General features: G+C 43.6%; 15 protein-coding genes. 2 read left to right on the top strand and 13 right to left on the bottom strand.

Annotation, left to right across the window (positions count from 1 at the left end):
- Positions 1–56: 56 nt before the first annotated feature.
- The 7 genes from GL2_RS06460 to GL2_RS06490 all read right to left on the bottom strand — a co-directional run bounded on the left by GL2_RS06460 (position 57) and on the right by GL2_RS06490 (position 6,324).
- Positions 57–1,253, bottom strand: coding sequence for a dipeptidase (locus tag GL2_RS06460; protein ID WP_143729890.1), 1,197 nt, complete (start codon positions 1,251–1,253; stop codon positions 57–59).
- Between the two features lie 93 nt (positions 1,254–1,346).
- Positions 1,347–2,126, bottom strand: coding sequence for a CPBP family intramembrane glutamic endopeptidase (locus GL2_RS06465; RefSeq protein WP_143729891.1), 780 nt, complete (start codon positions 2,124–2,126; stop codon positions 1,347–1,349).
- Positions 2,127–2,194: 68 nt separating this feature from the next.
- Positions 2,195–2,881 carry an SCO family protein gene (locus GL2_RS06470; protein WP_143729892.1) on the bottom strand — a complete coding sequence of 229 codons (687 nt, stop codon included), beginning with the start codon at positions 2,879–2,881 and terminating at the stop codon, positions 2,195–2,197.
- Positions 2,882–2,885: 4 nt separating this feature from the next.
- Complete coding sequence (gene cyoE, locus GL2_RS06475; RefSeq protein WP_143729893.1) at positions 2,886–3,779, bottom strand: heme o synthase; 894 nt, start codon at positions 3,777–3,779, stop codon at positions 2,886–2,888.
- 45 nt (positions 3,780–3,824) lie between these two features.
- Positions 3,825–4,934: a heme A synthase gene (locus GL2_RS06480; protein ID WP_143729894.1), complete on the bottom strand. Its 1,110-nt coding sequence runs from the start codon at positions 4,932–4,934 to the stop codon at positions 3,825–3,827.
- Positions 4,924–5,565, bottom strand: a complete 642-nt coding sequence (locus GL2_RS06485; protein WP_143729895.1) for a hypothetical protein — start codon at positions 5,563–5,565, stop codon at positions 4,924–4,926. Before GL2_RS06485 ends, GL2_RS06480 begins: the two co-directional genes overlap by 11 nt.
- Positions 5,566–5,577: 12 nt before the next feature.
- Complete coding sequence (locus GL2_RS06490) at positions 5,578–6,324, bottom strand: SURF1 family protein (protein ID WP_143729896.1); 747 nt, start codon at positions 6,322–6,324, stop codon at positions 5,578–5,580.
- A gap of 32 nt (positions 6,325–6,356) precedes the next feature.
- Here GL2_RS06490 and GL2_RS06495 point away from each other — a divergent pair, with 32 nt between their 5' ends.
- Complete coding sequence (locus GL2_RS06495; protein ID WP_143729897.1) at positions 6,357–6,581, top strand: DUF2909 domain-containing protein; 225 nt, start codon at positions 6,357–6,359, stop codon at positions 6,579–6,581.
- Between the two features lie 53 nt (positions 6,582–6,634).
- Here the strand turns inward: GL2_RS06495 and GL2_RS06500 are convergent, their stop codons facing one another.
- From GL2_RS06500 to coxB, 4 genes are read right to left on the bottom strand one after another with little or no spacing between them, the layout of a single operon-like run.
- Entirely contained in the window at positions 6,635–7,525 is an 891-nt protein-coding gene (locus GL2_RS06500) for a cytochrome c oxidase subunit 3 (protein WP_143729898.1), read from the bottom strand.
- Between the two features lie 4 nt (positions 7,526–7,529).
- Positions 7,530–8,102, bottom strand: coding sequence for a cytochrome c oxidase assembly protein (locus tag GL2_RS06505; protein WP_143729899.1), 573 nt, complete (start codon positions 8,100–8,102; stop codon positions 7,530–7,532).
- A 14-nt stretch (positions 8,103–8,116) separates the two neighbouring features.
- On the bottom strand, positions 8,117–9,667 hold the full coding sequence (gene ctaD / locus GL2_RS06510) for a cytochrome c oxidase subunit I (RefSeq protein WP_143729900.1): 1,551 nt from the start codon (positions 9,665–9,667) through the stop codon (positions 8,117–8,119).
- A gap of 20 nt (positions 9,668–9,687) precedes the next feature.
- Positions 9,688–10,833, bottom strand: a complete 1,146-nt coding sequence (coxB, locus tag GL2_RS06515) for a cytochrome c oxidase subunit II (protein ID WP_143729901.1) — start codon at positions 10,831–10,833, stop codon at positions 9,688–9,690.
- Positions 10,834–11,704: 871 nt separating this feature from the next.
- Here coxB and GL2_RS06520 point away from each other — a divergent pair.
- Positions 11,705–13,078, top strand: a complete 1,374-nt coding sequence (locus GL2_RS06520; protein ID WP_232053778.1) for an MATE family efflux transporter — start codon at positions 11,705–11,707, stop codon at positions 13,076–13,078.
- A gap of 164 nt (positions 13,079–13,242) precedes the next feature.
- Here the strand turns inward: GL2_RS06520 and GL2_RS06525 are convergent, their stop codons facing one another.
- Together GL2_RS06525 and GL2_RS06530 are read right to left on the bottom strand one after the other, a co-directional pair.
- Positions 13,243–14,073 carry a hypothetical protein gene (locus GL2_RS06525; protein WP_143729902.1) on the bottom strand — a complete coding sequence of 277 codons (831 nt, stop codon included), beginning with the start codon at positions 14,071–14,073 and terminating at the stop codon, positions 13,243–13,245.
- Entirely contained in the window at positions 14,070–14,348 is a 279-nt protein-coding gene (locus GL2_RS06530; RefSeq protein WP_172621077.1) for a YheV family putative zinc ribbon protein, read from the bottom strand. The genes GL2_RS06525 and GL2_RS06530 overlap by 4 nt, the downstream gene beginning before the upstream one ends.
- Between the last annotated feature and the right edge of the window lie 9 nt (positions 14,349–14,357).

Raw genomic sequence — 14,357 nt, forward strand, 5'->3', positions numbered from 1 at the left:
TACTATCATAAATGGATAATGACAGCATAGTTTACACACTATCCTTTACCACAATCTCAACCATTTTGTGGAGTGGCATAATCTTCATTAATTTCCCAAATACGTAAAAGATTCCCGCCTAGGATTTTTTTAATGTCTTCTTTGCTATAACCGCGTTCTAATAGACCACGAACCAAGTTTGGATAGCTGGAAACATCTTTCAGGCCGGCGGGCAAACTGTCTCCTACGCCATCAAAATCTGAACCTATCCCGATATGATCAACACCTACCAAGTCACGAATATGATCAAAGTGGTCTAGCACATCATTAAGATCAGCATAAACAAATTTCTCTCTTCTTAGTTTCTCTGCAAACTTCTTAGCCTCTTCACTTTCCATTGTGAGGTTTCTTGTCTGGATGAATCTATCGATAGAAGCATCAATTTCAGCAGAGGAGCGCCGCGATTCAACACTAATAAAAGTTGAACCAAAATTAATCATAATCATCCCTCCCTGGTCAGCAAGAGCCCTAATCATTTTGTCACTCATATTACGCTCAAAACCTGGAGTAAAATGCCGGGCCGATGAATGAGAGGCAATAACAGGTACCGAGGAAAGCTCTAATACCTGCCAAAAAGCTTCATCTGAAATATGGGATACATCTACCATAATACCTAGCGTATTCATTTCACGAACTAACCGCTTGCCAAATTCACTGAGTCCCTGCCATGGACGCTTCTCATCATAAGAAGAGTCTGAAATATGATTACTCTTGGAATGAGTGAGTGTGATATAACGCACTCCACGAGCATAGAAGTGTCGAAGGTTTTCAAAGCTGCCATCTATAGCAGCACCATTTTCCATTCCCAATGGCAAAGAGAGCTTACCCTGATCAACCTGTATTTTTAGTTGGCTTAAGCTCATAGGAATAGCAAATTTATCCGGGTGTGCTTCCACCATCTGTTCAACGCTGTCAATCAAGTGGTCTGCATAGTCCTTGGCAGTACCATCCTCTTCTTTTTCAGCCGGGATATAGATAGACATAAAAGGTGCGTTTAAACCACCACTTTTAGCTCTGGGAAAATCAAAATCTCCTCCTTCAGTCATTAATCCAACATCCACACTTTCCTTTGTAAGCCTATACGGAACATCGATATGCCCATCGACCAAAATATTTTCCCGAACCAGACTCTCAGCCAACTCTTGGTAATCGTACTTAACTTGTCTTTCACAGGAAGCCAAAATTACTATTGATAAAATAAAAATTCTTTTCATGAAATACGTCTCTAATTCAAACCATAAAAAATTTTATGGTGCTATTTTGATGAACTGTAATGCGATTATCCTGCTATAAAATATTTCATCTTTCTAGCTAGGCAGTGGATACGGAAGAGTAAACATATGAAGCAGGTTAACTCCCCAATGAGCTAACACACAGAGCCAAAAATTACTACGCATAAACCAAAGCATCGCATAGCATAGTGAAGCTATACCGAGTAGAAAAATAGCTGCGGATCCGGCCGACCAACCTACATGTAGAAATGCAAATACAAAAGCAACGATTGGTACCGATAACCACTGCCAGTTACTAAGAATCTCCGCAATACCTCTTTGGAATATCCAGCGGAAAAAGCCTTCCTCACTGATACAAACAACTAATAAGTTAATTAAAGCCGCCAGTGCAATCGTCGGATCTAGCTTTAATGAAGGACCATATAGGAAGAAACCACTAGCCACTGGAATAAGAATTGCGAGAAATAAAAAAGGTAAATCAGCTATTCGTATCGTTTGCCGTAATCGCAACATAAAAGCCAATAATGCAATAGCTATGATCGCCTTACCGCTATTGAAGCTGGCATATATCAGGTTTCCATCACTGTCAGTATAGGGTGCTACAAGCTGAAGGCGATCACTACCCGGAATTACATTGAAACCAGCCAGAAGCATTAGAAAAGCACAGACGATAAATAATACGCCTCGCTTCCAACCATTGTTCAGTTCTATGCCGGTTAAAGCAAGCCAGGTTGCTGGTGCCAACAAACCTGCCCAACCAAAAGGGATCACACACAGCGATAAAAGAACAGGTGCCCCCCAGGGAATACCAGATATACTATTTAAAGATCCCGATTTAGCCGTATCATTTTGCATCTTTAACTCTGGGGGAAAGACAGAAGGATTCCAGTAACACCCTGAAATTGATTTTGTATCAAGAAAATTTATTCTTTAAACGTGGCACGAAGCGATCGATAAGTTAATTTCATTTTTGCGGGATCCAAGGGGGCCTTGAAGAAAGCATGGTAATGCCCAAGAGGATTTATAAGTACTACTTGAGTTCCATGATCCATGGTATAGCTTTCCTCATTCAGGATTACTTTATTGAAAGGAATATTAAGCTGGCTGGCAAAGCGTTTAATTTCAATAAAGTCACCGGTGAGACCTCGAAAATCACTATTAAAATAGCGTATATAATCATGCAGTATTTTTGGTGAATCTCTACTTGGATCAACAGATACCAGGATAATATTGGTTTCCTCCTGAGTATTCTCATCAAGCATCTGATAGAAGCTATTCAAACTAGATAAGGTCGTAGGGCAAACATCCGGGCAGTGAGTAAAACCGAAAAATACCAAGGTCCATTGACCACGCATGTTTTCTGTTTGGAATACTTCTCCAGTATCTGACACTAGTTGAAAGTTATCCAATATTCTTGCACGCTGCAATTTCACAGTACCATTTAATCGCAGTTCAGAATCAGTAATTATCCTAGGCTGGCTCAGCCTATGAACAAAACCTACTAAAACAGTTACTATAAATATCAATAGAATAGCAATTGTTATGCGAATACCGCGTTTCTGTCGTTGTTGAGTTAACATTACAGCGGCCTGAATTTCACTATTATTCATCTTCTTATACCGCTATCAAGTAGTGATCTAATAACATAATACAAAATAGTGCCATCAAATAAATGATGGAGTACTTAAAGGTCTCAATTCCCGCATTTGGATCACGTCCACGTAGCATTACCAAGCTCCAGTAGACAAAACCCAGACCGAGTACCACTGCCCCCAGTAGATAAAGCCAACCCAACATAGCTGTAGCAAAAGGTAGGAGGCTCACTGCAAATAAAATTAATGTATAGAGTAGGATATGCAGGTTGGTATAGGGTACACCATGAGTGACAGGAAGCATGGGAACATTAGCTCTGGCATAATCATCCTTTCTATGCACAGCAAGCGCCCAAAAATGCGGCGGAGTCCAGGCAAAGATAATAAGTACAAGCAACAGAGCATGTCCATGGATTTCACCTGTAACTGCTGTCCAACCCAATAAAGGTGGTGCCGCTCCAGCCAGACCGCCAATTACAATATTCTGTGGCGTAGCGTGCTTCAAAAACATGGTGTAGATCACTGCATAGCCTAGCAATGATATGAGAGTCAGCCATGCTGTTAACACATTTACAAACACCATAAGAACAGTCATGCCAAGGATACCAAGCACCAAGGCAAATATTAGGGCTTTACGGGGTTCCAACCTGCCTTTCGCCACAGGACGGTTACTGGTACGCGCCATTTTTTTGTCAATATACCGATCAACCAGATGATTAACCGTTGCTGCACTACCGGCACAAAGTGCAATACCTATATTCCCCAGTAATAGAATATCAAGGGGCACCATACCCGGTACTGCTAGTAACATACCGATTACCGAGGTAAGTATCATCAACATCACTACCCGGGGTTTGGTTAGTTCGTAATAATCGCGCCAGCTTGTCGAGCTTACTTCGGCAGTTTGTATCGTCATATTTTTTTCGTTCCTATATCTTCCTTGATATCAAGCTTGGTTTAGTTACTGTTCGCCGGTCATTACCGCGCCTGGTAATACAGGGTCGATTTTTATAGTTTTCTCTTCAACTTCTATCGGTTGAGCAACCTGTATTCGATAGCAAAAAGTAAAAATAGTTAATAGTAACAAGGCAGCACCTGCATTGTGTGCCACAGCGATAGGTAGAGGCAGAAACATAATGACATTTGCGATCCCCAGCCCCACCTGTATCATCAAAACTCCACTCAATACCATTGCCCATCGCCTCCAGCCCAGCTTCCAGGTTAACAGTGCCAAGTAAATCACCATTAATGTCACAAATAGCGCACCAATACGATGACTTAGGTGGATAGCTGTACGCGCATCACTCTCCAAAGCCCCGCCCAGATAGTTAGGACCTATTTTTTGAACAAAGTTAAATCCAGCCTGAAAGTCGGCTTGCGGCCACCATTTTCCATGGCACGTGGGAAAGTCTGGACATGCAAGTGCTGCATAGTTAGAGCTGGTCCACCCACCCAAAGCGATTTGCAGTACTACAACTGTTACTGTCAGAAAGGCAAGGGGCCGTAAGTTCTGTAAAGCGCGGTATTTTTTTGTAGAAACATAATTAGTCCTACTATTCATACGCTCTGCGAGTAGCCATAACATGGAAAGGGTGGCCATGCCCCCCAGTAAATGTGCGGTGACTACCTGTGGCCAAAGTTTCAGAGTTACGGTCCACATACCAAAAGCTGCTTGTAAAACTATCAGTGCCAATAAGATATGTGTTTGTTTGAAAGTGCGCTGATCGGGGTTACGCCATGAAAGATAAGTTAAAGTGGCAACCAGTAACAACAAGACGCCGGCAAAATAACGATGTACCATCTCTGGCCATGTTTTGCTGACATCAACAGGAGCATCCGGAAAGGCGCTATTGGCTGTTTGAATTTCATGAACTTCATCTGGCCAAGTCAAATGCCCGTAGCAACCAGGCCAGTCCGGGCAACCCAGACCTGCATCCACTAACCTGGTGAATGCTCCTAAAACAACCACCACCACAGCGAGGATACACCCACCTACTGCCAATCTGAAACGCCAGCCATAGCTTGGCCGTTGATTATTTTCCCGATGCATATCATTCTCCCTATTTTTCATAGGAGTACTTCAGCAAGCGTTTAATATCTTTCAGTAACTGGTTACCACTATGATGATTATCGTAAGCCATCATTGCGAACCCCTCTTGATCGATCAGTATCGCTCTAACTGCTGCCACATCTTGATGAGCCGTCAGTTCCTGTAAAGTTCTGATGTTTTCTTCACTTAACTCCAAAATTTTTAGGCGCGGATGTTCAATCTTAATTTTTTCCTGTTTATCTACAGGCATTGGAGCACCTGTAATCAGGAGCCGTTCGACACGATTTGCTTTCTCCCCAAGACGAATATGTACCTGCCGGCTTGTATACAAGAGTTTTTCACATTCTTCTTTGCATCCAGATTCGCTTAGAATCAGGTATCGCCACTTTGGTGATGTATTACTTAACAGGTTTGTTTCTTCACCCTGATAGTTAATTTTAAGTTCATTAATTTTTACAGGCGGTTGCAGTAAATTTCCCTGGTTAATGGTCCCAGAAGGAACTCCCATACCGGTATAAAAAACGATATATGCTGCAACCATTGGCAACAGAACAGAGGCCATAATAGAAACACCCTGAAATTTTCTGGAACTCAAAGGTGCCCTATCTCCACTGGTACTTTCAGTAATGGAGGCCTGCTCTTTTTTTTCCATAACAACAATCCCTCAATTATTTTTACTTATTATATTTCTGGTGATCCTGGCAAAATTAGTAGCAGTAAACATCCACAGCATTACTAGGACTATTGCCATGGCAAACCACTGCATCGAATATGCTCTGTGGCGTTCTGCACTGCTACTGATTAAATTCCACTCTGTTAAAAACACTGAAATTGAATCTGAACTGAGTCTGACACTCCAGTGATCCTCATACAGATCTAATTCTTTGGTGAACTGACTGTCAAGAGATTGTATTCGCTGACCGCCTTTTTTTTCTTGGCGTTTTCCTGAATTAATTTTGTTAACCGGGTAGAGAAATCCTATGATTCTAATTACTTCCTTTGGATAGGTAATTTCTGGAAAAATTTCTCGATCTTCAGCCAATGGAATCCAACCTCGATTAACTAACCACCGCTTATTGTCGGAAGTAAAAACCTGTAATACTTCATAACCCGCTCTTCCATTTCGAGTGCGATTATCCAGGAAGTAATATTCGTCCATATATTTCCCAGTCAAACCTATCGGCATAAAGCGTTTAAAGTCCAAATCTTCATCAGGAGTAACAGGTTGTGACGACAACCTGGTATCGATCTCAACAAGAATATCATCTTTAATTTCAGCTCGTTCTAACTGCCAAAAACCCAGCGAGATTAAGACGGGAAAAATTCCTACAGAAAAGAGGGTTATAGGCCAGTTACGAATCAGTGGTACACTGTTTTTTTTCGCAGAAACTGATGGTATCTCTACTCTCATGCGCTACTACATCACTGATGGTAAATAATAATATGTGGCTGAAAATCGTTATTGTGGCACTATTCATTGCAGTACTGGTCAGCCTTTCCAGTGCTTTGTTTTTCCTGCTTCGGGATATGGGGACCCCTCAATCAAAGCGAACTCTTTATGCTCTAGGGATCCGAATTTCACTCGCAGTCTTGCTTTTGTTGGCTATATGGTATGGATTCGAAAGTGGCATCCTGGTCAAAAGCGCACCATGGGCAGACAAATATTGATTTTTTGACCCACCCCAAATAATTTATCGCGGTGGGTCGTAAATAATTATTTATTAAGCACCAAGAACATATACAAATATAAAGAGACCGACCCAAACAACATCTACAAAGTGCCAGTACCAACTTGCTGCTTCAAAACCAAAGTGATCGTCAGGCTTAAAATGTTGTGCGATAACGGATCGCAACAACATAATTAGCAACATGATGGTTCCCAAGGTCACGTGAACACCATGGAAACCTGTCAGCATAAAAAAGGTGGTACCGTAAATTCCTGACTCCAGGGTAAGCCCTAAATGCTGATAAGCTTCATAGTATTCCTTAGCCTGAAGATATAGGAATACACCGCCAAGAACTACAGTGCCACCTAACCACATATTGAATTTTCTGCGCTCTCCTTTTTTTAGGAAAACATGGGCAAAATGAACTGTAACACTGGAAGTTAGCAGGATGATTGTATTCCATAATGGAAGGTGCCAAGGATCAATAACATCTTTTGGACCAATAAATTTTGCCGTATCACCGTGGGCTGCTGCATCTGGTGTTACATAGAGAGGCCAGGAATTTTCGAATCCTTCCCATAACATATTGGAAATTCCATTATCTCCTTCTCCTGCTAACCATGGCACGGAGAAGTTCCTTATGTAGTACAGTGCTCCAAAGAATGCTGCAAAAAACATAACTTCTGAGAAAATAAACCATCCCATTCCCCAAACATATGATCGCTTCAACTGCTCACTGTTCAGGCCAGCCATATTTTCCTTAATAACTGCAGCAAACCAAAACCACAATACGGCGGACAGGGTGAGCGCTCCGATAAAGAAAATGTAGGAGCTTCCACCATTGATCCAATTCGCAGCACCAAAGGCAATCAAAAACAAACCGATGGTGGCAAATATCGGCAGCTTAGATTGTTCTGGTACATAATAACTGCTTTCGGTAGCCATATGTTTATCCCTCTCGAGCGGGTTCGGCATTATTCTTATCGATATTTTTAGAGATTCTTTCCGTAACATCGAACAGCGTATAGGAAAGGGTTATGGTATTAACATTTTTTGGAATATCTGGGTCGACAATAAATCTCAGCGGTAAATCTGCTTTCTCTCCCGCCTTAAGAACCTGCTGATTAAAACAAAAACACTCAGTTTTGTGGAAATATTCAGCAGCCTTGAATGGCACAAGGCTCGGAATAGCCTGACCAATCATATCTCTTTCTGTAGGGTTGAAGGCCAAAAATACAGTGTCCATGACCTCACCTGGGTGTACCTCTACCGACATTACGCTGGGAGAAAACTTCCATGGCATATTGTCATTATTACTCGCTACAAATTGGACGGTGATGAATCTACTGGTATCAATTGCAGCGGGTACCGCCTCATAACGCGCGCCGGTTTTTCCGTTAAGTCCAGTAATTTCACAGAAAGCATCATACAAAGGCGGCATCACGAAAATTGCGAATACCAACATGCTGGCGGCTAGCGCCAGCAATTTAGTTGTTATCTTGATGTTTTCACTAATTTTCATCAGTTATTCAACTGTCAACGGACAACTGGAGGTGTGCTGAATGTGTGGTAGGGGGCTGGTGACGGTACTGTCCATTCCAATCCCTGAGGATTTTCCCAAACTTGCTCAGTCGCCTTTTTGCCTCCCATTACCGTACGAACTACGTTAAACAGGAAGACCACCTGTGCGGCACCAAAAAGGAAAGCTCCCATACTGGCCATCTGATTAAAATCGGCAAACTGCAAGGCATAATCTGGAATTCTTCTGGGCATACCGGCAAGCCCTACAAAATGCATTGGGAAGAATGTCAGATTCAAACCAATAAACGCCAACCAGAAGTGAACCTTCCCCATGGTTTCGTTGTACATATTTCCAGTCCATTTAGGCAGCCAGTAATATACAGCCGCTGTAATGGAGAAAATCGCACCAGGAACCAGTACATAATGGAAATGAGCCACCACAAAATAGGTGTCGTGGTATTGGAAGTCCGCCGGAGCGATTGCCAACATCAGACCCGAGAAACCTCCAATCGCAAATAATATGATAAATGCGATTGCAAATAACATCGGGGTTTCAAAGGTCATAGACCCACGGAACATTGTGGAGACCCAGTTGAAAATCTTCACTCCAGTGGGCACGGAAATGAGCATAGTGGCATACATAAAGAACAGCTCTCCAGCAATCGGCATGCCCACTGTAAACATATGGTGCGCCCACACGATCATGCTCAGAAAAGCAATCGCTGCCGTGGCATATACCATTGAGCTATAGCCAAACAATGGCTTGCGAGCAAAGGTCGGAATAATCGCGGAGATAATACCGAATGCCGGTAAAATCATAATGTACACTTCGGGATGCCCAAAGAACCAGAATACATGCTGGAACAAAACCGGATCTCCACCACCGGCAGCACTAAAGAAGCTGGTACCAAAGTGAATATCCATCAGCATCATGGTGACCACACCGGCTAGCACGGGCATCACCGCGATTAAAAGGTAGGCTGTGATCAGCCATGTCCATACGAACAACGGCATTTTCATCAACGTCATACCAGGTGCACGCATATTCAAAATTGTGGCAATAATATTGATTGCCCCCATGATTGATGAAGCACCGAGGATATGCACCGAAAAAATAAAAAATGTCACACTCGGAGGCGCATATTCGGTGGATAGTGGAGCGTAAAAAGTCCAACCAAAATTTGGGGCGCCTCCTTCCATAAATAGTGTGGATATAAGCATCGCGAAGCCAAATGGCAATATCCAGAAACTCCAGTTATTCATTCTCGGCAAAGCCATATCTGGAGCGCCGATCATCATCGGAACCATCCAGTTGGCAAGCCCCACAAATGCAGGCATAACTGCACCAAACACCATGATCAGGCCATGCATTGTGGTCATTTGATTAAAGAATTCCGGCTGCACAATCTGCAGGCCGGGCTCAAACAGTTCGGCGCGAATCACCAGCGCCATACACCCGCCCAGTAAAAACATTGCAAAACTAAACCACAGGTACAAAGTACCGATGTCTTTATGATTTGTGGTGTAAAGCCACCGCTTTAATCCAGCTTGAGGACCATGTGCCATGCTAAATTTCCTCCGGACGCTTACTGCTTATTCTTGAAGTTGAGGATGTCAACGGGCTGAACCGTGTCGCCCATTTCGTTGCCGAAGGCATTGCGTTGATAAGTAATTACCGCCGCAAGATCTACTTCAGACAACTGCTCTCCAAATGCCTGCATGGCCGGGTTTACCTGAGAACCGTCAATAACGATGTTCAGATGGCTATTCAGCGGGCCTGTTGCGATTTTTGATCCAGCTATGGCCGGGAATACACCGGGTACACCCTTCCCATTCGCTTGATGACAGGCAGCACAGGCACGGTTGTATACCTTTTCCCCCTGGGCAAACAGTTCGTCAAAGGTAAAGTTTTTCTCGGTCAGCTTGCGCATTTTTGCTGCCGCTGCCGCCCGACTGCCGAGCCAGGCGGTGTACTCCGCCTCCGGTACCGCCTTGATAACTATCGGCATAAACCCATGGTCTTTGCCGCACAATTCTGCGCATTGCCCGCGGTAAATGCCCGGTTCCTCAATACGTGTCCAGGATTCATTGATAAATCCCGGTATCGCATCCTTTTTGACTGCCAGATCCGGCACCCACCAGGCATGGATTACGTCATTAGCGGTGATCAGGAAGCGAATTTTTTTCTTGATGGGAACTACCAGGGGCTCATCCACTTCAAGTAAGTAGTTGGGTCCCTTGGGTTGCTCGTTATTGATCTGTGCACGGGGCGTGGATAGGTTGGAAAAGAAAGAGACATCTGAGCCTAGATAGTCGTACTTCCACTTCCACTGGTACCCGGTAATCATGATATCCAGGTCTGACTTGTCCGTATCATAAATATCGTACAAGGTTTTGGTGGCCGGAATTGCCATCAGGATCAGAATAACGGTGGGAATGATCGTCCACACCAGCTCGACTGCAGTACTCTCATGAAATTGCGCAGCCTGGTACCCTTTATTTTTGCGGTGCCGCCACATGCTATAAAACATGACGCCAAACACCAGGACACCTATGACTACACATATCCAAAAGATCAGCATGTGCAGTTCATAAGTGCTTTGGGCAACTTCCGTTACCCCTTTGGGCATATTGACCCCCCAGCGCTCAACAGCCTCATCTTCCGCCAGTACAGATTGGGCGGTCAGCGAAGCAGCCAGCAAGGCGAACAGCCGATCGAAGCCTCTCAACATCGCCTACAGATCTCCGTGGTTGCGGGCTTCACTGGGAAACCCGTAATTTTATTTTGGCCGCCGGCCTTCACGGATAACTGAAATATCCTCGTACCGCATAGCGGTACAAGATTAATTCCACACAAAAATTGTGGACATACTGTAGTAACACAAGACTACTTACACTGGGTAGAGAGATATCTCTACATTACCGCTGTCAGTGCAACTTGTTATTCTTAGTAAAAGATTTTTTTACTTCAGATGTCGTCGTCCGGAAGGTACAACCAACAACCTGTGTTTCTTATTTGTCGCAACTACTGCAGGTACAACAGGAACATATTGCTAGCGAAAAGTCAATTGGCCCTTATAGCGAAAAATTATGCTCAAACTTACGGACTTAGTAGGGAATTACGAATAAATTTCATCAATTTATTGAGATGGCTTTACTAAAAAACGGCTCAGGTAAAGAGCCTTTGTCACAAGGCGATTTATTTGGCTAAATTTAACAATTACCCAGAGTCCTATCTCACAGTAAAATCTCTCAAGTGAACTGCATCAATCACCCGCTGAAAGCAATAATAAATATTTCAGAGTTTTTTCAATCAGGTAGCTCTAAGCCCTTAAGTTATAATCGACAGTTTAGTAACAAATGATTTACGCGTCATTTTGGTCTACTGTATTATCGATACTTCTCATGCCCCAGCATTGACACTGTCAATGAAGTTCGTACCGGAATCCTCTATCCATCATGCCGTTCACTTATCGCTGCTGATTCCTGTGCGTTTTCATTCCTCATTGTTGGATCAAGCTATCGACGTACTTTCAGCTACTAAACACGCGATATTCGAGTAGTTTCCCATATCGAAAAATAGTATTTTTTTGTGGTTTCCCTATGCAGCACTCTCAACTCGATAAACAACCATTGCGCAGAGTATGGAGCCTGGCCTGGCCAATGATCCTGAGCAATATCTCTGTTCCTCTTCTCGGGGTTGTGGACACTGCAATTCTCGGTCACTTGCCCTCAGCAGAGTATCTATCCGGTGTCGCGGTAGGGGCGAGTGTGATGTCGATGCTCTTGTGGGCTTTTGGCTTTCTTCGTATGGGTACTACCGGTTTGGTGGCCCGCAGCCAGGAGGGGGGTATTGAATGGCTTCTGCGAGCACTGTTGTTGGCGCTTTGTTTGGGTGTTTTACTCCAGTTACTCGCCTTTCCACTATTGGGTCACATCGTCTACTGGATGAATACCAGCCCTGAGGCCGGCCCCCATGCGCTATCTTACTTGCAAATCCGCCTCATCAGTGCTCCCCTGGTACTAGCCAACTTCGCCATATTGGGGTTCTTTATTGGCAGGCAGGATAGCCGAGCGCCACTGTATATCCTGCTCGCTGCAAATATTCTCAATATTGGTTTGGATTTTTTCTTGATTCTCGGCCTTGGTCTGGGCGCAAAAGGGGCAGCCGCGGCAACTGTAAGTGCAGATATATTCGCCTTCGCTCTAGGTCTATATTTACTTCGCCGAATTGATCGCGGTATCTGGACTGGCATATCGGATCAACTGCGTAAACACAAGCTCCTTCCATGGGCCGATCCAAAGCCCTGGATTGAATTGTTACATATCAACTCAGATCTATTTATTAGAACCTGCCTGCTGTTATTAACCCTAACTTTTTTTACTGCCCAAGGCGCAGCACAGGGAGATACTATTCTGGCTGCCAATGCGATTTTGCTTCAGTTGTTAATGGTGACATCCTACGCGCTGGATGGATTTGCACACGCTACTGAGGCTCTGGTAGGAGAGTCCATCTCGAAAAAATCCAACAAACTCTTCCACTCAACTGTATACAGCGCCGGGATTTGGTCTCTGGGTAGCGCACTCGGACTTACTTTTATCCTGCTTACCGGTCAAACTGTTATTCTATCCCTGTTTACCGATATCAACTCAGTTATTGAGCAGGCTGGCCGAGTTTACTGGTGGTTGTGTGCCCTACCACTGTTGGCAGTATGGAGCTACCAACTAGACGGTGTTTTTATAGGTGCTGGCAAAAGCCAAAAAATGCGCGATACCATGTTTATTGCCACCATTCTAGTTTTCTTTCCAAGTTGGTGGTTAACCCGGGATTGGGGTAACCATGGCATATGGTTCAGCCTATTTTTGTGGATTGGCGCACGTTCCTTGGGGCTTGTTTTTTATTATCGATACTACACTGTAACCGACTCTTGGATACAAAAAGGCACTGGTAAACAGGGTAAAAAGGCCGTCACATGAGCTTTTAAGGGGTATGTCAAATAATTAATTCACCTAAAAGCCAATCAATTAAGCTTTGATACACCACTGATTAATGAATTGTAATGAAGATTATAAAAACGATAAACTCAGGATGGTAAAAACTGAGCGGGCATAATAATGTTCTAAAACCCGCTCACTATTTTTTAGTAGTCAGCCACTGGTATCTGCTTGCGAGCAACTATCTGGCTATAGTTGGCAAAAAATTCTCCTTCTCCCTGCAGGATCGCCCGGTTCAGGTTCTCAATTTCTGACCTGAGCTTAGGGTCATAGAAATACAGACTGCCATTACGTACTGTATACCCTCTAGGGTTTTCTGCCATCAATCGATAGAATCCTGAAACCCTTTCAAGATAAACTTCTGAATTTTTCAGAGAAAAATTTCCCTTTTGGTAAAACTCAAGCACCTCGGAATTAATTTGATTCCAGATTAGCTCTCTTTCTTCATCTGGGAAGCGGTAAGCCCTCAATTTAATATTTATATCATTATGCAAATCTCTTAAGTATCTGTCCGCAGCATGGGCAGACTCCTTAAGTGCACCGATTATTTTCTTACGTTTACGTAGGGATGCTTTTTGCTTAAACGTCCTGGAATCAGACATTTCAGCTGACGCCAGTTCCCCGAGAGGACGAAATATCGTAATATGCTGCAGGTTTGTATTCCTGGTCAGCTTCTCACAGATGTCAAGTGCATACTCCCAAGAATTAAATGACGGCCCTTCAAGAATCTTTTTCGGTAGCGCTGCGATTTTCTCATTGAGCTCTCTCTGCTGATCAAGATAATAGTTTGGATGCTTTCTCCAATCATTTGCCTGTAACCGAAACAGGCTCAGGATCCCCTGATTTACGCAACTGGCTAGCAGGTGAGCGCTCTGCTCCTGCTGATGCCTCTTTATTTCACGATAATGGTTAAGGCCGTACAAACTTGCAAAAATTATGACAAGCAGAACGAAAAACAACAAATATATCTTTTTCACTTTTTATTTTTTTTTGTGGGCTGAATGAGTTTTACCGGTTCCTCATGTACTTCTTTTTTCTGTGCGGCACTGACTCTGGTCAGTAATTCCGTTGGCGCAGACTGCAAGCGGATCTCATCCTTAAATCCACAGGAAACACACTCTCGGTAATTTTTACCATTCTCCTGGTAATTTACAATCCGGTCCATCTCACTGCAGCGTGGACATACCGCGCCAGCAATAAAACGTTTTTTCAGTGCTTTTTTACCCGCATCAGGCTTCTCTGTATTCATCATGACTACTAC

This window comes from Microbulbifer sp. GL-2, assembly GCF_007183175.1.
Lineage (GTDB): Bacteria > Pseudomonadota > Gammaproteobacteria > Pseudomonadales > Cellvibrionaceae > Microbulbifer.